Below are 17,453 nucleotides of genomic sequence, written 5' to 3' on the forward strand. Positions count from 1 at the left end.
GATTTAAAGCGCAGCAGGCAGCCAGCTCGGTGCCACCGGCCTATGCGCGCTGGACGGGAAGAATGAGCCTTGCGGCCACTCGCGCAACGCCCGTCGATAAGTTTGCAGTTCGGCATATTGTTCAGTGGTCAATGTTGTGCCGCCGCCGTCCTCCAGTTCATCACGGTCGCGTGCGACCAGGCCGTCAGTGGCGGCAAGCTGGGCGTTGCGCCAGGTGCGCTCGAAGCCTGCGGCCGCCTCTGCCGAAGGAGGCGGTGGATCGACCAGGACCGGATAACCGCTTTCAGCATGCACGCCAATAACTTTCGCGGTGACCGACAGTTGCTGCAGCAGCGAGATCCAATAGGCTTGGGGAATTTCGATGACATCGTCAGGAATGTCCGACGAATTGATACCCGGTACATACACGCCTCGCGTACCGGCGCTGAAAAGCACGTTGGTAGTATTCATTCAATAACCCTTGGCAAAATAAAACACGGTCCAGCCAGCGCCAGGCTGGTTGACCGCGTTGCGCACTTTCAAGCGAACGCCTTGCTTGGTGGCGGTGCCTCCGACAACAATCACGATGGCCGCTTCGCCACCGGCATGGTTGGCGACACATGAGAAAAAACCATTCGGGAAGGAAACCGGGAAATTGACCCACATTTCACCGTTGGCATCCGTAATGCCGGTCCCCCATTGATCTATGTTCCCACTGGCGTGCTTCTGATACCCGGGGTTAGCCGTCAACCCTGAAAACAGTGCGGCATATTTGAGACTCGCGGTGCCGTGGACTGCCCAGACTCCGTTTTCCCTGACGACGGTGGCGCTCTCACCACTGTTCATGACAATCGAGGTCAGTTCAGCTCCTTGCGGGCTTATTTTCGCAATGCCTGTACAGGCAATAGTGACCGGGGCGTTGCTACGGCAATGCAGCGTGAACGTTGCGCCATTGGGAACTGACTTGATTTCTGGCAAAGACACGGTATAGGCCGAGTTTCCGCCCAGGCCAATCGCCCATCCCACATCCGCAAGAGAAAGTTGCGCCGTGGCTGCGATGTCACGAGACCCTGCGTAATTGCCCAGTGCACGCTGCACGAACTCGGCCGTAGCCACTGAACGGCTGAAATCGAATTGCGCCGGGGTTTTGAAGAGCTGCGAGCTACGTAGCGCGTCGAGCATTTGTGTATTTGAAGTCTCGGTCGGTGTCATTCCTGCGGCCCGCACAACGCCGAGAATTTCCTGCGTCACGCCGTTGCCCCAACTCGCGGGAATCAACGAGCCGGGTGTGCCCGCGAGCGCGTCCTCATCAACAAACATGCCATTGACCAAGCCTGCGCTTGGCACACTGATTGGATAATCCATTGTCTTTTTCCTTAACGATGACTTCGATCCTTGCGGTCGCGCGGGGCGCCACAGGCCAAATGATGTACAAACTAAACAAGCCCATATCGCGTGGCGTCGGTGACGTAGAAGTGGACCTTGTTGCCTAGCTGGATATACCGTTGATCAGGGCACGAATCCCGATCAACGCATCGTCTGCGGCGCCACGCGCCAAATCGACCTTGCCCTTGCCCGCCTGTGCGCGAATCTGCGCCTTGGCCTTCAGGCGCAAAGTGCGCAGAGTGAGCAAATGGTCAGTCAACTGCTCCGCCTTACTCAGAATCTGCTCGGCGGCCTGTTTGGCGCTGCGGCCTTTGACAACCCACGCGGCGACCGACAGCGGCACTTCTTTTTTTGGGTAACCGGCGTCCTGATAAGCCTGCGCGTCGGCGGCGGCCTGGGCGTATTCCATGGCTTTGAGCGGGTCGCCGGCCAGCACCGAGCGGACGTTATCAGCAGCGGCGTCGATCATGCCGCAGAGGCGTTCGGCTTCCAGCAGTTCCAGTTCGGCGACCCTGCCCGTATTGAGCTGCCATGCTTCAGCGACCCACTCATGGGCAGGAGAAGGCTGTGCAGCACGCAAACCGTCCTCGAACTGATGCATTTCTTGAATGATGATCATCGGATCAACTCCCAGGAAAGATTGATATTCACCGCTGCTGTAAAGTTGATCGCAATACCGTTGGAGTAGTCGCTTGGAAGGATATTTTTGATACCCATGCTCAACAGCAATTCGTCACTTGTTCCGTTATCAGCACCGAAGGCGTGTTCGGCTTGATAGGTCTGCCACAGGGAACGCAAAATGCTGTGGTCGAAGCTGGCGGTCAATGTCGAAACGGTTGTGTCATTCACCTCGTTGTTGGTAATAACCCGCACCGTCTCACCCGCATTGGCCCAGCCGTCCCAGTTGCTCGACGTGGCAACCTTCGGGTTGAGAAAACAGTAGTTAGCGCCCAGCCATCCGGGTGTAGCGAAATTCACAGCTGTGACTTGTGTCGGATGCGGCGTCGCGTTGCCCACCACCAGACGAGCGGCACGAGCATGCGGGTCAAGTGGCAGGTACACCACGCCATTACCGCTGATTGTTTGCGTCCACGACAAGCGACTGCGGTTATAAATCGGCCGGACAATTGGTACCGAGCCGGGACCAGCCGTCACCACCCATGCCAGACAAAGATCCAGCGTCGTCGACTGGAAACCGCCTCCCGCCGTTCCATTGATCGTGCCCTTCAAACCCTCCGGTGTAGCGTCATAAATCGTGCCGCGCTGCATGTAGAAGGTCAGCAGGCCCGCAACCACTTGCGCACGCAGAAAGTAACCAGAGTTGGGCAAAAGATCGGCACTGCTCCAGGCTTGTGTCGTAAACGTGCGCGGACGACCCAACTGACCTGCCAGCACTTCTTGGCCCAGGCTGATCAGTACGCCGGGCAGAATAGATAACCGCCCGCCACTGATAGCAAACGCGGTCGGTGTGATTGGCAATCGCCCGTCCGCCGTAGCGACGGTGGCGGTTGGCAAGGCGCCAATCGGCAACGCCGAATCCAAATTCCAGCCCTTGGCCGAAACGCTCTGAATCGCCTGCAACAACTGATCGTATTTCTTCTCGTCAGGCGTCAGGTCCGCCGCCTTGATCACGTTAAGAATTTCCTGCGTAACCCCGTTCCCCCAATCCGCCGGAATCAACGACCCCGGCGTCCCCATCAACGGGTTCTCATCAACAAACTTCCCATTCACCAACCCGGCGCTGGGCACACTCTTCGGATAATCCATCCCTCATCCCTCCCTAGTCATAATTGATGTGCACCTTGGTATGCGCCGGCGCGCTGCGGTGGATCAGGCATTCCAGCGCCGAGCCCGGGTTGACGCCGAAGCGCTCGCCCCAGTAGCTCGCGCCGTAACGGCGGCCGAGCAGCAGGCGGCCGCCGGTGTTGAGCGTCCACATGAACTGCGCTTCCCAAGTGCCCCAATGCGCCGAGCCGAAGCGGGCGCGGCCCATGCGTGGGGCTTCGTGTTCGGTGATGCTGGCGTTGGGGTAACCCTGGCTTTTGGCGATGTCGAGGTAGTAGCCGACAGCCTGGCTGCCGACCGCGAGCAAGCGGCGGCGTACGGCGAGGCGGCGGTCGTCGAACAGTGGCGTGGCGCCCAGGCACGGGTCGGGCAGGTTCATCACCCGCTCCCAGTCCGGCACCAGTTCGCTGACGCCGGCCGGGTCCATTTCGTTGAGCAGGTCGGCGGCGCGGGCGTCGAGGCGGGCCAGTTCGACGGCGACGCCTTGCAACACTTCCTCAAGCTCGGGCACCCGCTCCGGATCCCATGCCGGGCCACTGGGCAGCAAGGCGCGCAACTGCGCCTGGTATTGCGCGGCGGTTCTTATGCCCCCCATACGCAGCCTCCGAAGGTGAGCAGTTCGCTCTGCCCGGCCGGCACGTCAGCGGCCGGAGCAGTGAGCGTGTGATCGTATTCGCCGCCGGCGCTGCTGATGGCTTCGCGGATATGGCTGATCAGCAACGGCACGCCGAGGTCAGCCTCGCGGTTGTGCAGATCGCGCAACTGCGCTTCAACGGCGGCGCGCACGGCGGTAGTGTCCGGATTGACGCTCTTGAAGCGATACACCACCGGCACCTGAACCGGTCGCTGCACGTGCACTTCCGCGGTCACCGGACGCAGCGGTTCGATGTACTCCTGAACCTCCGCCAACTGCTCATCGTTCGGCACCGGTTGCGGGTCTTCATCACGCATGATGAACACCGTCACCGTGCCCGGCCCGAGCAGGCCGCCCCGGCACCACGCCCGCGTCACACCCGGCACTTCCAGCGCCCAGGTTTCGTAGTCGCTGGCCGCGCCACCGTGGGGAATCACGCGGTAGGAACGGATGACCCGCGAGCGCAGCGATTCGAGGCTTTCCCGCGCCACACCGCCGCTGAGGCCCGGCGCCAGCACCACGAAGCTGTTGCCGACAATCCCGGCAATCGGCTGCACCTGGGTCAGCGTCAAACCCGCATCAGCGTTGCCCAGACTGCCGGCCTCCAGCGCCGCAATCGTGGTGCTGTTGCTGCCATTGACCGTGGTGCGCGCCGTGGTGACTTTGTAGGTGCGGCCATCGTTCGCTTGCAGCAGAGTGTCGACGTCGAGCACGGCGCCGGGAGTGGCGGTAAAACTGACGCTGCCGGTAGCCACCTGCGCGGCTTTGCGCGGCTGATTCAGGCGCAGCGCGGCGATGCGTTCCAGGGTTGACTCATCGGCTTTGTCGGGCAGGATCTGCTCGGCAATCCAGTCGAGATAACCGTACAAGCCATAAGCGGCGCCGCCGAGGGTGCGGGCGAGCACTTGCGCATCGGACTGGCGCAGCGAATCGCCGGCCAGGTCGCTTTGGGTGCGCTTGATCAGCACCGGCAGCGAAGGGGTTTCAAACGGCATAGATCACCTGCCAACTGTTATCGGGGTTGATGTCCAGACGCTCACCGTCGGCCAGGGTCAGGACCGTGCGCAGGTTCAGGCGCTGGGCGTCGAGGCGTTCGCTGATGATGTCGATGGCGCTGCAGTGGCCGTCGTCGAGCAGCCATTGCAGGGCTTCGCGGGCATAGAACTCGGCGTCCATCTGCGTCTGCCGGGTCAGCTTGACCCGGCGCAGCAGCCACAGCCGCGAGCCGATGCGATCGTCGGCAACCGTGGGAAAACTGTCGCCCCACCAGCCGAAGCGTTCTTCGTCATCGAGGGCGTCGTCATCAGCGGCGCGACGCCAGGTGAACAGACTGATGAGCACGGCGCGGGTCAGTGCGGCGTGGAGGTTCTGGCTGATGAACATCACTGGCCTCCTGCCGGCGCGCCGGTCTGACCGTTGCCGGCCTGCACGCCTACATGCACGTGTTTGATCTGGCTGATGCCGCCAGCCAGTTGATCACCGGTGGAAACGATCTTGCCGGTCTGGTTTATCACCGGCGTGTCGAAGTTCACCGCGCTGCTGGCGCGGATGTTCAGCGTGGCGGTTTCGATGTCGATGATCCGCCCGCGCTTGAAATGAATTTTGTCGCCCTCGTCGGTGTAGATCGCCACTTCACCGGCAGCGAGCGCTTGCAGGCGATAGCGACGGTCGGCGATGACCAGGGCGATGGCGTGGGAACGGTCGCCGCCGATGAAGGTGACGACCCCTTCAGCGCCAGCCAACGGATGGCTGGTGAAACCGTAGGGTTCGAAGTGTTCGAGGTCGTCGTTGACTTCACCGGCGGTGAGGCGCATTTGCAGCGATTGCAGCTTGGTTGCCGAATTGGCGAGCACGACAGTGCCGCGCGCCAGCAGGCGTGTCAGTAGGCTCATGGGTTTCCTTACACTTTGTCGACACAAACCCTGTGGGAGCGGGCTTGCCCGCGATGGCGGTGTGTCAGGGAAAAAATGTATTTGTTGTCACGACCGCTATCGCGGGCAAGCCCGCTCCCACAGGGGCCATTGTCGCCAGCAGGATCCTGCGTCAGGCCTGGGATTGCTTCGGGGGCGTCGGATCAGGATCAAAGGTATGCGGCGGCGCCACTTGCAGCGTGGTCACCGAACCCTGCGCCGACAACGAATAAGTGACCTTGGAAATCAGCATGTCACCATCGAAATCGAGCACCGGATCCTTGACCTTCACTAGCGTGTTATGGCGCCACAAATCGCCATTGCTCTGCCGCCAGCCCTGCACCTGATAGGTGGTGGTCTGAGCACGGCCCATGCGAGTCGCGCTTTCCCATAGAGCACGCTGCTGCGCCAACTCAAAGGTCAGTTGCGTGCCTTCATTGATCACCGTGGTGCGCCGCCGTTTGAAACTCAGGTCGGCCGCCGTCGACTCGACTTCGCTGACCGCCGCGCCGCTTTTCGCATCCGAGCCTTTCTGCTGGCCGATCACCCGATACTCGGAGAACACCTGGCTGAAATCCATTGGCGCACTGGCCGACAAGATATTCTTGCCCAGCTCCAGCGCATCGCTGGCGCGGCCGCCGCTGCCGGGTTTGGCCAACACCAACTGGCCCAGCTCGTTGTCGGTGGAAAACACCCGCAGCAGCGAGAGCAATCGGTCGATCGACTGGAATGCCGTTTCACCCGGCACGATGGTGTGTTTGGTCAGGCGTGTGGTGTCGCTGATTTCATTGACGACCCACAGTCCATATTCGCTCGCCAGATCGCGGACGATAGTCAGCAAGGGTTGTTGCTGCCATTGGCTGGGCAGGTTACGAGCGGCGCAATCGACCAGATCCTGGGTCTTGGAACTGCCTTCGATGGTCAGGCTGATCTGCCGCCCGTCATAGCGGATCGGCGCCTTGAACACGTAGCCGGTGAGCACCAGGTCCTTGCCGATTTTCACCTCGCAGGGGTCGCCGGGTTTGATCCTTTGATCCACGGTCTGCCCCGGCCATTGCCAGGTAATGTCGAGCTTGAAGGTGCGGAACTGACGCTCGAGATCGGCGGTGATTTCGACGCTTTTCCAGCCGCCGTATTCCATGCCGTTAACCGTCAGTGTGACGTGGTTATCCAACTCGTCCATGGTTCACTCCCTGGAGACTTTCACATCGCTTTGCGGGAGGTACAACGGATTGGTCACGCCGTTGCGCTGCACGACTTCGGTGACTCGCGTGGCGTCGCCAAACTGTTTGTACGCTATGACCAGTGCCGGAAGGCTTTCCTGGAAGGATTTGCTGACCAGTCGCACGCCCGAGGATGCCACGGCCTTGAGGTGCGCAACCAACGCATCCTGCACGTCACTGATCGCTTGATAGTGCTCAGGATCGGCCTTGTTTTTCGCCCCTTGCAGCGCCTCCACCAAATCCTTTTGCAGCGCCTGCAAATCATCCGTGGCCGGGACTTCCGGGCGGGTGACTTGCTGATGGGCCTGCTGAGCAACGGTGGGCGTCGACGGCAGTTGCAGCGCTCGGGTGGCCACTGGCATCGATGCGACCCACTGCGCCACTTTGACGATCAGCGTGTCCTGCACCAGATCGGCCATCGCCTGCGCTGCGGCATTGGTGTCCTTGCCGGTAGTGATCTTCGGCGCATCGGCCTTGCGAATCGCTTCGAGTTGCTGCGACACGTCGGCGATCACGCCCCGGTAGCCTTCCTTGGCGAACGCCTTCAGCTCCTTGATATCGCCGAGCAAACCCTTGAATTCCGCCGCCACTTCCTTGGGCAACTCCTTCACGGCCTTGACCAGTTCAGTGATCTGCCGGTACTGCTCGATCAAAGGTTTCAGTTGCTCCTTGATCACTTCATATACGCCGGTAAGGCTGTTGCGCAGGTTGGTGATGCCGATCCGCGCAGCCTTGATCAAAGTCATCGCCTGTTCGAAACGCGCCACCGCTGAACCCAGTAGACCGTCGGCCTTGGCCAGCAGCACTTTCTGCGTGCTGACCGTGGCTGTCGGAAACGGCAGGGGTTGGTCGGGATAGAACTTCAATGCGAACGTCACCAGCCCACCGTCCTGGCGGGTGTGGGTCATGTCGCATTCGCCGACCTTGACTTGCAGGCGTCCAAGCCACGGATGCACCAGCTCGCCACGCCCCTGCTCCAGCGCCTTGAGCAGCTTGTCGCGCTGCTCAAGGCAATCGGGGCCGATGATGAACGCGGTCAGATCGTGAGTCTTGGCCTGCTGGCCGAGGTCCTCGAAAAACGGCAGGTCGCGTTGCGGGTACTCATGCAACTGTCCTTTGCGCCCGACCGGGGTTTTCGCCTGGTCGATCCAGAAACCGACACCGCGAAAGGATGCCGGCAATAAACGGTCACGCCAGTTCATTGGGAACCTCCCATCGACAGCGAGCGATAGCCGATGCGTGAAGACACGGCCAGGCCACGTTGATTGGTTTGCGGTTGTTCGGTGCGCAGGCCGGCCGGCGCATTTTCGAAGCGCACGGTCAGACCGCCTTCGAGTTGCGTACGGTTGTTGGCGGCGCTTTGCTGGATCAGCGCGCTGGAGGTTTGTGGCAACGAGCCGCTTTGCAGCGTGCCGTTGCCGGCAGTCGCTGCGCTCGCGCCGAAGAACGCCGGCGCCAGCTCACCCTTGCCTTCGGCATTGGTCTCGCGTTGCGCTTGGGTCAGCGTTTCAACCTTGCCGGTGACCTTGGCGATCAGTCCGGCGAAGCCACCGTCGAACAACTCCTTGATCGGCGCAATGACGGTTTGCAGCTTTTGCCACAACTCGCCGAACCACTCGGTGATCGGCCCCCAACTCTCGATGATCTGATCCAGAGGCTTCCATTCGAACAGGCTGTGCAGAAAGTCCGCGACCGGCGCGGACAGCGCCAACACAACGCCCCAGATCGCCGAAAAGACTTCACCGATCGGCTGCCAATATTGGGCAATCTGCTCCAATGGCGACCACTCGAACAGGCTGGTGAAAAAGCCTCTGACCCGCTGCACAGAAGTTTGCAGCGCCATCCAGATCGGTTCGAAAAACCCGACAATCCCACCCCAGGCGCTGGTGAGCATTTGCATCGGGAAAAAATCGAACAGCGTGCGCAGGATATCCCGGGTGCTTTGTACGGCCGATTGCAGCGTGGTGAACATCGGTTCGAAGAACGTCACGACACCACCCCACGCATCGGTAAGCATCTGCATCGGCGAGAAATCGAACAGGTTTCTAAGAAATGCCATCACCGGCACACTCAAGGCCTTGAGCAATTCCCAGATCGCCGAGAACAGGCCGGTCAGCGGCCCCCAGTTTTCAATGATCATCCCCGCAGGCGACCACAAGAAAACCGACTTGAAGAAGTCGATCACTGGCGCCGTCACGACCGTGACCTTGTCCCAGATAGCCGAGAAAAATCCTGTGACCGGTTCCCACAACGCCGCCAGTGCCGCCAGCGGTCGCCAGTCAAGTACCGAGCGCAACGTCGCCATCGCACTCGCCCCGGCGTTTTTCACGCCCTCCCACATCCCGGTGAAGAACGCGCTGATCGGCGTCCAGTTGGCCACGATCAAACCGGCCGCCACGGCAATGCCCAGGGCGATCAGCATGATCGGGTTGGTCTTGAGCACCATGCTCATGACGTCCATCACCTGCGTCATACCGGTGACCGCGGTTTGCATGGCGGAGAAGGCAATCGCCCCCGCAGCCAGGCCTTCGACCAGTTTCGGATTGTCGGCGAGCAGGCTGCCAACCTGCGTCAGCATCGGCTCAAGCCCGACCACCAAGGCCCCCACCGCCGGCACCAGCGCGGCGTCCACCGCCGCCGAAACCTTTTGCATCGACGCGCTGAACACGTTCATGTTCTGTGTCGCTGCTGTCGGCGCGGCGGGCAGGTCGACGGTTTTCGCCGTGTCGCTGACTTCGCTCAATTTGCCCTGGAACGCTGCGGCCGATTTGATGCCGTCTACAAACGGCGTGATCACGCTGCCGCCGTTGAACAGACCACTGATGTCCAGCTTGCCGAGGCCGGTCTGCTCGAGATTGTTTTTAAAACTCTCAACCTTCATGCGCAGGGCGCCCAGTTTGGGCGAGAGTTCATCGATGCCGGTGATCAGCACCGGTTTCGGGGTTTTCTTCTCTTCGTCTGCCATCACTGCACCTGCTGCATCGCATTGATCCGTTGCGCATGCTCCAGCGATTCGCGGAGCACATCCAGTGGCCTGGCCATCATCTGTTCGGGGTCAACCTTCCAGAACCAGGCCAGGTCATAGGCGACGGCGATCAGGTCGGTGATGGCGCCGACGCCGCACTCATGAAAAAACTCGCAACGGCCCAGCTCAGCGCATTGAGGTCAGCCAGATCGAGCTGGTTGACCGACGACGGCGGAATGCCCGCGCACACGGCGATGTATTTGGCCGCCACGTCCATGTCGAGGCTGACTTCTTCGCTCTTGTCGATCTTGTACGGCAGCGCCTTGATCGCTCGCACTTCCTGCACCGTCGGACGACGCAGAACGAGTTCGGTCAGTGGCTCGCCGTGGGCTTCGATTGCTACTTGAAGCTTCACGGCGGCGCTCATTGCCAGGTCCCCTTGATGCCTTCGAATTTCAGTTCGATGGTGGCGTCGTCGCCCTTGGAAACTGGCTCCTCGACCAGATAGGCGCCGGCCAGCACGTAGACTTTGCCGTTGCTGAATTCGCAGGTGACGGTGATATCAGTGCCTTCGATCAGCTTCTTCAGCGGGAAGTCGGCGGTGTGCAGCGCGGTCAGTTTGAACGACGGTGCGATGTCGGTTTCCTTGTAGAAACCGGGCACGACGGTTTCACGTTTGACGGCCATCAGCGGGGCTTCGCAGCCGCCATTGATGGTCAGTTGTGCGCCGTCGACCTTGACGTAGCAGGTGCCTGCAATCAGTTGACCCATGGTGTTTCTCCCTTCAAATAAAAAGCCCACGCGAGGTGGGCTGAATGCTTAGCGCCGACTGCGCGGATCAGGCCGCGTCGTCGTACTGCAGACGGAACTGGTTGAGCAGTGCGAACACGCGCAGGCCGTTGATGTAATCCGGCGGGAACAGCACGTTCACGCGGCTCGGGTCCTGCACGTCGCGTTCGACGATCAGGTGCTCGGCGAACAGCTCGGCGTTTTCCACGTGGCCTTCCAGTTCAAGTTTGGCGTACTGCGCGATCAGCTCGCCGCGAATGGTCGCCGGGGTGACGATAGGCTGGCCGGCACCGAAACGCGTGCCGTCGGAGGCCAGTTTGTGGCGGCCGTATTTGCTGGTGATCACGCTTTGCAGACGACGCACGATGAACGCCGACTGGTGCATGGTTTCGCTGTCCAGATAGGAGTTGTCGGCCTGGCCGTAGGCGTTCTTCTGGTAGGTGGTGATCGAGCGCTGGATGCGCACGTAACCGCCTTCGTAGTACGCAGTAGCGATGCCGTAGTTGAGCAGCGACTGACGCTCGGTCAGGGTGAAGCGCTCGCTGGCCGGCGCCGGGTCAACACCCGGCAGGCTGCCGCTTTGCGTCGGACGGCTGGCATCGGCGGAGATGAACACCGCCGTGCGCGCAGCCAGTGCCGCCGCTTGTACCCAGAACGGTTGTGGTACGCCCGGCTCCAGCGCCTGGATGGTCATGTGCTGATCGTTGCGCGCCTGGCCGGCAGCGACCAGCGTACCGACCGTGCCGCGTTTGGCGCTGTAGACGTGACCGAACAATTGCTTGGCCCACGACCAGCGCCCGGTGCTGTCATCCATCACCGCTTGCCAGGTGTTGAGGGTGGCCAGGTCGGACCACGGCAAGGCGATGAATTCGAATGGCTCATCGCCTAGAGCCGCGACGGCGGCGATCTGATCCGGCACACCGGCGCCGCCGGTCATGGCGGTGATTGCGCTGGTCAGACCGGCCGGAGTTTCTTCGCCGTTGCTCTTGCCCAGGCGATTGAATTGCAGGCTGATGTCGTTGCCGCTGTCGCCGGTCCATTTGGCGGTCAGGGTGACCACGCCTTCGGCAGTGGCTGCGCTGACTGGCAGGTCGGCAGTGGCGTTGATTTTCTGCGCCAGTGCGGTTGCCGCTTGAGCGGCGGTGGCGCCATTGACCACGGTGGCCTGCACGCGCACGCCGCCGACGTACAGATTGAGCATGCCCGCTTGAGTTGCGGTGCCGGTCAGGGTCAACACACCTTTGGCGGTAGCGCCTTCAGTGTTGTGCAGCGGCAGGCACCAGATCTCGCCGATCGGGTCAGCCTTGCGGAAGGTCTCGTACATCGAAGCGAGCATCGAGCCCTGGCCGCCGATGCTTTTCGCCAGCGCCACGCTGGAAACCAGCACCAGTTTGCCGACCTCAGTCGGGGCAATATTGTCGTTGACCTGCGCGACGATCAAACGGCGCATGGCCGAGGTCGCGCTGTTGGCGGCCGAGTTGTCCATTTCGGCATAGAACAGCGGAACACGAATGTCCGCCGGGATGTTGCTGAATCCGATCGCCATTATTTGGCTCCCTGTGGTTTAGCCGCTTTTGCGGTTTTGAGTGTGATATCGCCGTCGGCCAGACGCCGGCGCCACCAGGCGCTGTCCAGCACTTCTCGGCCTGCGGCCGGCAGCAAGTCGCCCGCCTCCGGGTCAGGTACGACACGGCCAGCGGCCGGCACTACGGTGATGCGGTTGCTCATGGGGTTACGTCTCCAGAGAAAGTCATTTCCACCCGGCCATCCGGACCCGGGCGTTGCAGATTGGGGTCGGCCGGATCGATCGCATCGACCCGCACCGTCATCCCGGTAAAGGACGACAAAGCGTCCAGTTCGCGCTCGTGCCAACTCTCCGCAGGCTGACTTGGCAGATTGCGGCCGAGCTGGAACTCGGCATAAAAACGCAGCCGATAGAAGGCGCGGCTGCTGTTGATCGAGACCATCTCGCCGCCGTCGTAGACGATGGCGCTGTAGTCGGAATCGGGTTTGAACCCCACCAGCGCGCGCCACAGTTCGGCGCGCAGGTCGTGCAACCCATCCAGCGCTTTTGTCGCGTCGGTAGCGTCAAGCACCAGAACGATTTCGAAGCGCTCGCGGATCGGTTGGGTGGTGAGGTTTTGGGTGGTGCCAGGACTGGCCAGATCGGCCAGCGGCAGTACGTGAGCCGAGGGCGTCGGTAGATCGGGGTTGCCTTGCAGCAACGCCAGATCGACACCCACCGAAATATGATTGGCAAGGCCAGGGCATTGCCCACGCAGTTGCGTGAGGATCGGGGTGATCTTCATGGGGGTGTTCCGAAGTAAGAGAAATTACAGTGAACGCCGCAGTCCCTGTGGGAGCGAGCCTGCTCGCGAAAGCGGTCGATCAGTCACATCGATGCTGAAGCTGACGTCCCTTTCGCGAGCAGGCTCGCTCCCACAGGAATATGCACTCGGTTCAGGATTACTGTTCCGCCTTGGGATCCAGGCACGACGCATCAATCAGGCAGCGATAGCTGTTCTCGCGACTGCCGCTGGCGGTGACCTTGTCGATCGACCAGCGTCCGCGCATGAAGTCCGGCCAGCTCTCATCGAGCAATACCAGCCCTTCGGCCGCGAGCCGTGGATCCCCCGGGCAGGTGATTTGCACCTTGTACTTCTGCCGCAGCATCTTGCGCACTTCGCCCTCGCCTACTGCGATGGCATCAGCTTCGCTGGGCTGCTTCTGGCGCAGCGTCTTGAACGGCGCAACACCGGTTTCAACCCAGCGCAGCACCCCGGCCGCCGCATCCCAGAAACAGGTCTTGCAGCCCTTGGCCTGCTCGCGGGCAGATTCTTCCAGCGTGGCGCTGATGAAGGCGTGATCGCCGGGGCGATTGTTGTGGGTAACCGACAGCGTCACGTCCGGCAGAATCTGCCCCGACAACGACTTGGTCTGCCCGGGCCGCGCCAGCACATAAACATCGCCGTAAGGCTTGGCGACGACGTTGTATTTTTTCGCCAGACGCGTGACAAACCCCATGTCGGTCTCGTTGGACTGGTCGATGTGCTCGATGCGGATCAACGAAATCTCCGGCGCGACCCGTGGCGAAAAGCCGTGCAGCTCCACCAGCTTGCGAAATAATCCACCCAGCGTCGTTGGCCCATGACTGGCGGTGCGGCGCTGCTTGAAGCCGGTTTCATCATCCTTGCTGAATGGCGCCGCAGTGGCCACCAGGGTGAGGCGAAACGGAAACAGTGTTGGCGTCAGACGCGTCACTTTGAACAGGCCTTTATCGACCATCGCGGTTTCTCGATAGCCGACTTGCATGCCAATCTTGCCGCCCAGATTCGGCAACCCCTCAAGCCCCTCCAGATCGATAGTCAACGTCAGCTGATCGGACTCGAAACCGGCGGCATCGATGTGCTCCCAACTGATCAGGCGTTGATTGAGCAAGGCCGCGTTGGCCCCGTAGATATTCACTGCCGGCGTAAATCCCAGTGCCATTCAACCTCCTTAATCCCACGCCGTCGCTGCTTTGACCACGGCGGGTTTCACATCCAGTTCCGGTAGCACGATCCAGACGCCGGCGGGCAGAATCGGCCCGTGTTCGGCCAGGGTCGGGTTGAGCTTCCACAGCGCTTCTTCGGCAGCGTCATCACTGCGCCCGGTTTCGCGGTAGAGCAGCAGATTCACCGAATCACCGGCCACGCTTCGTGCTTTACGCATTGTTGAACTCCGCTAGTTCGATGACCCAATCGACTACCATCGCCGTACCGTCATCGATGATCTGGGTCTGGGTTTCCTGAACGCTGCTGATCCGCCACAGGCCCCAGTTTCGACCAATCCCGTCGATCAACGGCAGCGGGATACGCAGCGCCTGCAAAGCTCGCAATTCATCGAGCCGATCCATGGCTACGGCGTACATCGACTTGCCGGTAATGGTCAGGGTTTCCGGTTTCTGTCCGGTCTGGCTGGACTTGGGTTTGCTGGTGAGGATCTGTATCTCGGTCCAGCCGCCGTCAGACTTGCGCAGCAACTGGTGGTACGCAAAGTTGCGCGACAGGCCGAAGATGAAACTGCCCAATGCCATTTGCTGTTTCATCAGGCGACTCCATCGGTCAGGGCCGCGTCGCGGCGGGTGGCGAGGGGGTTGTTGGTGAGCAGCGGGGTCATTTGCATGAACTGGTTTTGCAGATGCTGCGCGACCAACATACCGATCTTGTCCGAGCTGCCGGGGTCGCTGCAGTAGACCTGGACCGAAGGTGCGTAGGTCACGTGCTGGTTAGACGCATGGGCGCTCGCCAGATCCTTGCTCACTTGGGCGGGCGCAGAAAGCGTGTCAGGCGCGGTGATAGCAAGTCTTTCACTCAAAGCAGTTTGCGCGTTTCTGCTCGATGCCGGAATCGCCTGCGAAATCGCCTCCAGAGAAACCGTCGATGGCCCGAGGTGCGGCGTATCGACCAATGATGCTCGTTCGCCAATTGCCATTTCCGCACCGGCCGCAGGAGCCAGACTGGCAATCTCTGTCACCGGCTTGTCCGCTGCGAGCCTCGATGCAGAATCTGCTGTTGACGAAAGATCGGGGGGATTCGCCAGGGCGCTTCCAGGTATCCGTTTGCGCAACCGGTCTTTCGCCTCATCGACACCGGCGTCCAACACAAGATCGAATAGCTTTTTCAGGGCTGAACCCAAAACAATGACCCCCGCCGTGATCGTCGGATGGTCCTCAGCGAATTCACTCATCCTGTCGATGCCGGCACCAGCAACGCTCAGCCCTTCAGGAGAAGGCGCCACCGCTTGGGCGCTGGCGATAGCCAAGCGCTCGTTTCGAGCAGTCTGAGCATTCCACTGTCCTTGCGGGGAATTGGAGCGTGCCAGTGCAGACTGGCGCACCGAACTCCGCTCACCGATCACCGAAGTCGCGTACTGACTTTTGTCCTTTACTTGCGAAAAGGCCTCGTTGACATCGCCCGGATTCTGCGCCAACAACTGCACCGCATTGGCGCTGTCAGCAAACAGGGTTCGCGCCAGCGTGGCGCGTTGTTCGACAGGTTTTGCGTGCAGCGCGGCAAGCACCGAGAGCAGCGCACCTTGGGCATTCTGCTTGTCGGGGTCATGCATTGCAGCGGTCACGGCAGCAGGATCAAGTCCCAACTGCTTCCAGGCGCCACGCTCGGCGGCGGAGACGCTGTCACCTTTGCCCAAGGCAGCTGAAAGGCTCTTCAACGCCTGCCCGGCATCGTCTTTGCCCGTTCCGCTGCGGAGCAAGGCTGCCGACAGCGCTGCGGCCTGCTCGGGCTGCAAGCCTGCAGTGAGCGCCGCCTCGCCTGATTGCTTGAGTACGGCGCCGATGTCGGCGGACTTGACGCCACCCGGCATTTTGCCGAGCAGGTGTGTCGCATCCGCGAGGTCAAACGCCTGATCGCGAGTGAGCTTCATCGAGGTGCGCCACACCGTCATCATCTCGGCGACTTCCATCGCTGGGATTTTGAGTGCCGACGCTACGACCGCAGCGTCGCTGGCGAAGTTGAGCAGCTCAAAAGACTTGTCCGACGCGTTGGTCAGCTCATTGCCAATTCCTGAGTCGGCGGCCAGCGTTGCAACCTTGATCAGTTCGATACCGCTGGTGCCTCCCGCCGCCACCATCGGCTTACTGGCCATGATCAAGCTCGACAGTGCGATTTCGTTGGCCTGCACTGGCGTCAATTGTGCCGCGCTACCCAGATCGGCCGCCGCCGAATAAAAGTCAATCGCCGGCCTCACACTTTCTGGTGCCTTGGTCCGCTCGGCGGCCTCATCCGGCGCTGCCGACGCGCTGGTGGCTTCACCGTATGCGGTGGAACTCAACGAGAGCATCCGCAAGTTGGACAATGCCAATCGCAATGAATCGATCGCTGTCGTCAACGCATCGATCCTGATACTTGCGGTGACGAGCGCCTGACTCAGCTGGGGATATTGATCGCCGATGATCGGTCCGGGGCTGGGGTTTGCCGCAGCCATGTTCAAGCGGATATCACCGGTTGCTGCGCCCCCCCGCTCATCGGCATTCATTGGCGCAAATTTGCTTTCTGCCATGCCGCTCTACTCCTGTTTCACGCCAAGGCGAGTGATCGCTATGTCGTAGCGGCGCAACGCCTTTTCGGCGTCCCATTCCAGAATCTCCGCTTCACTTACCGGGTAAATGAGCGGGACGATATCGAGGATTACTTCGATGTCGCGTTCCGAAAGTAGGCCGCCGGCTGGTTTAAAAAATCGTCGATGCGCACCTGCAATTGCGTCCAGTCCGGGACGGTCAGGTGGGCCAGATCGGGGATCATCAGGCCGGTGCAGTGGGCGGTGATGAATTCGGCGCGTTCCTTGGCCGTTTTCAGTTTCTTCATCACTTTGGTGGCGCGCAGCACGGGCATTTCCAGGCTCAGCGAAGTCACGGTGCGACCGGTCACGGCGAGCGTTTGCAGCAATTGCACCTGATCGGGATCGTCGGATTTCTCCGCGTCCTCGACCTGGTCGAGAAAGTACGCACTCGGCCGGGTCGACATCTCATGGACGTACTGAGCGATGCTCACGTAGTCCGGACGTTTGAGTTGATCGAGCTCTTTCACCGACAGGCCGGTGGCGAGCAGCGCCAGCTCGAAGAACTGATCGTCTTCGTCATCGCCGGCGCGTTCCAGCGCATCTTTCTGTGCGGCGTAGAACAGCGGTTTGAGCTGGATCGATTCGATCTGCGAGCCATCGTCGCCGGTGATCGGCGACAGCAGTTCGTGTTGGGGTGGCATCCACGGCATGTATGAATTCCT

21 protein-coding genes are annotated in these 17,453 nt (G+C 61.0%); all 21 read right to left on the bottom strand.

Features of this window, described 5'->3' with window-relative positions; translation table 11 throughout:
• Positions 1 to 3 precede the first annotated feature (3 nt).
• Positions 4 to 450, bottom strand: coding sequence for a phage tail assembly chaperone (locus tag AB4N48_RS18705; RefSeq protein WP_095180515.1), 447 nt, complete (start codon positions 448 to 450; stop codon positions 4 to 6).
• Positions 451 to 1,344 carry a gp53-like domain-containing protein gene (locus AB4N48_RS18710; protein WP_460094154.1) on the bottom strand — a complete coding sequence of 298 codons (894 nt, stop codon included), beginning with the start codon at positions 1,342 to 1,344 and terminating at the stop codon, positions 451 to 453. It abuts the gene before it with no gap.
• A 124-nt stretch (positions 1,345 to 1,468) separates the two neighbouring features.
• Positions 1,469 to 1,984 carry a phage tail protein gene (locus AB4N48_RS18715; protein ID WP_095180513.1) on the bottom strand — a complete coding sequence of 172 codons (516 nt, stop codon included), beginning with the start codon at positions 1,982 to 1,984 and terminating at the stop codon, positions 1,469 to 1,471.
• Positions 1,981 to 3,132 (bottom strand): phage tail protein, encoded by a 1,152-nt coding sequence (locus AB4N48_RS18720; RefSeq protein WP_460094155.1) that lies wholly within the window; start codon positions 3,130 to 3,132, stop codon positions 1,981 to 1,983. Before AB4N48_RS18720 ends, AB4N48_RS18715 begins: the two co-directional genes overlap by 4 nt.
• A 13-nt stretch (positions 3,133 to 3,145) precedes the next feature.
• Positions 3,146 to 3,745 (bottom strand): YmfQ family protein, encoded by a 600-nt coding sequence (locus AB4N48_RS18725; protein WP_041478090.1) that lies wholly within the window; start codon positions 3,743 to 3,745, stop codon positions 3,146 to 3,148.
• Positions 3,733 to 4,779 (bottom strand): baseplate J/gp47 family protein, encoded by a 1,047-nt coding sequence (locus AB4N48_RS18730; protein WP_056783281.1) that lies wholly within the window; start codon positions 4,777 to 4,779, stop codon positions 3,733 to 3,735. The genes AB4N48_RS18725 and AB4N48_RS18730 overlap by 13 nt, the downstream gene beginning before the upstream one ends.
• On the bottom strand, positions 4,769 to 5,167 hold the full coding sequence (locus AB4N48_RS18735; RefSeq protein ID WP_016771422.1) for a phage GP46 family protein: 399 nt from the start codon (positions 5,165 to 5,167) through the stop codon (positions 4,769 to 4,771). The genes AB4N48_RS18730 and AB4N48_RS18735 overlap by 11 nt, the downstream gene beginning before the upstream one ends.
• Positions 5,167 to 5,676, bottom strand: a complete 510-nt coding sequence (locus AB4N48_RS18740) for a phage baseplate assembly protein V (RefSeq protein WP_056783277.1) — start codon at positions 5,674 to 5,676, stop codon at positions 5,167 to 5,169. The genes AB4N48_RS18735 and AB4N48_RS18740 overlap by 1 nt, the downstream gene beginning before the upstream one ends.
• A gap of 151 nt (positions 5,677 to 5,827) precedes the next feature.
• Positions 5,828 to 6,877: a phage baseplate assembly protein gene (locus tag AB4N48_RS18745; RefSeq protein ID WP_460094156.1), complete on the bottom strand. Its 1,050-nt coding sequence runs from the start codon at positions 6,875 to 6,877 to the stop codon at positions 5,828 to 5,830.
• 3 nt (positions 6,878 to 6,880) lie between these two features.
• Positions 6,881 to 8,119, bottom strand: a complete 1,239-nt coding sequence (locus AB4N48_RS18750; protein WP_460094157.1) for a DNA circularization protein — start codon at positions 8,117 to 8,119, stop codon at positions 6,881 to 6,883.
• On the bottom strand, positions 8,116 to 9,882 hold the full coding sequence (locus AB4N48_RS18755; protein ID WP_460094158.1) for a phage tail protein: 1,767 nt from the start codon (positions 9,880 to 9,882) through the stop codon (positions 8,116 to 8,118). The genes AB4N48_RS18750 and AB4N48_RS18755 overlap by 4 nt, the downstream gene beginning before the upstream one ends.
• 130 nt (positions 9,883 to 10,012) lie before the next feature.
• Positions 10,013 to 10,309: a phage tail assembly protein gene (locus tag AB4N48_RS18760; protein WP_024011858.1), complete on the bottom strand. Its 297-nt coding sequence runs from the start codon at positions 10,307 to 10,309 to the stop codon at positions 10,013 to 10,015.
• Complete coding sequence (locus AB4N48_RS18765) at positions 10,306 to 10,653, bottom strand: phage tail tube protein (protein WP_460094159.1); 348 nt, start codon at positions 10,651 to 10,653, stop codon at positions 10,306 to 10,308. The genes AB4N48_RS18760 and AB4N48_RS18765 overlap by 4 nt, the downstream gene beginning before the upstream one ends.
• Positions 10,654 to 10,720: 67 nt before the next feature.
• Complete coding sequence (locus AB4N48_RS18770; protein ID WP_460094160.1) at positions 10,721 to 12,217, bottom strand: phage tail sheath subtilisin-like domain-containing protein; 1,497 nt, start codon at positions 12,215 to 12,217, stop codon at positions 10,721 to 10,723.
• Complete coding sequence (locus AB4N48_RS18775) at positions 12,217 to 12,399, bottom strand: DUF2635 domain-containing protein (protein ID WP_024011856.1); 183 nt, start codon at positions 12,397 to 12,399, stop codon at positions 12,217 to 12,219. Before AB4N48_RS18775 ends, AB4N48_RS18770 begins: the two co-directional genes overlap by 1 nt.
• On the bottom strand, positions 12,396 to 12,980 hold the full coding sequence (locus tag AB4N48_RS18780) for a phage tail terminator protein (RefSeq protein WP_041478098.1): 585 nt from the start codon (positions 12,978 to 12,980) through the stop codon (positions 12,396 to 12,398). The genes AB4N48_RS18775 and AB4N48_RS18780 overlap by 4 nt, the downstream gene beginning before the upstream one ends.
• A 157-nt stretch (positions 12,981 to 13,137) precedes the next feature.
• Positions 13,138 to 14,160 carry a phage tail protein gene (locus AB4N48_RS18785; protein WP_095180505.1) on the bottom strand — a complete coding sequence of 341 codons (1,023 nt, stop codon included), beginning with the start codon at positions 14,158 to 14,160 and terminating at the stop codon, positions 13,138 to 13,140.
• A 9-nt stretch (positions 14,161 to 14,169) separates the two neighbouring features.
• Positions 14,170 to 14,382, bottom strand: a complete 213-nt coding sequence (locus tag AB4N48_RS18790; RefSeq protein ID WP_095180504.1) for a tail protein X — start codon at positions 14,380 to 14,382, stop codon at positions 14,170 to 14,172.
• A complete protein-coding gene (locus tag AB4N48_RS18795) occupies positions 14,375 to 14,758 on the bottom strand; it encodes a phage tail protein (protein ID WP_041478101.1) in 384 nt (127 codons plus the stop codon). Before AB4N48_RS18795 ends, AB4N48_RS18790 begins: the two co-directional genes overlap by 8 nt.
• Positions 14,758 to 16,731, bottom strand: coding sequence for a phage tail tape measure protein (locus AB4N48_RS18800; RefSeq protein WP_460094161.1), 1,974 nt, complete (start codon positions 16,729 to 16,731; stop codon positions 14,758 to 14,760). Before AB4N48_RS18800 ends, AB4N48_RS18795 begins: the two co-directional genes overlap by 1 nt.
• A gap of 128 nt (positions 16,732 to 16,859) precedes the next feature.
• A complete protein-coding gene (locus AB4N48_RS18805) occupies positions 16,860 to 17,441 on the bottom strand; it encodes a phage tail assembly protein (RefSeq protein ID WP_460094162.1) in 582 nt (193 codons plus the stop codon).
• Positions 17,442 to 17,453: the final 12 nt, after the last annotated feature.

Source organism: Pseudomonas sp. S2_C11 (genome assembly GCF_054668395.1).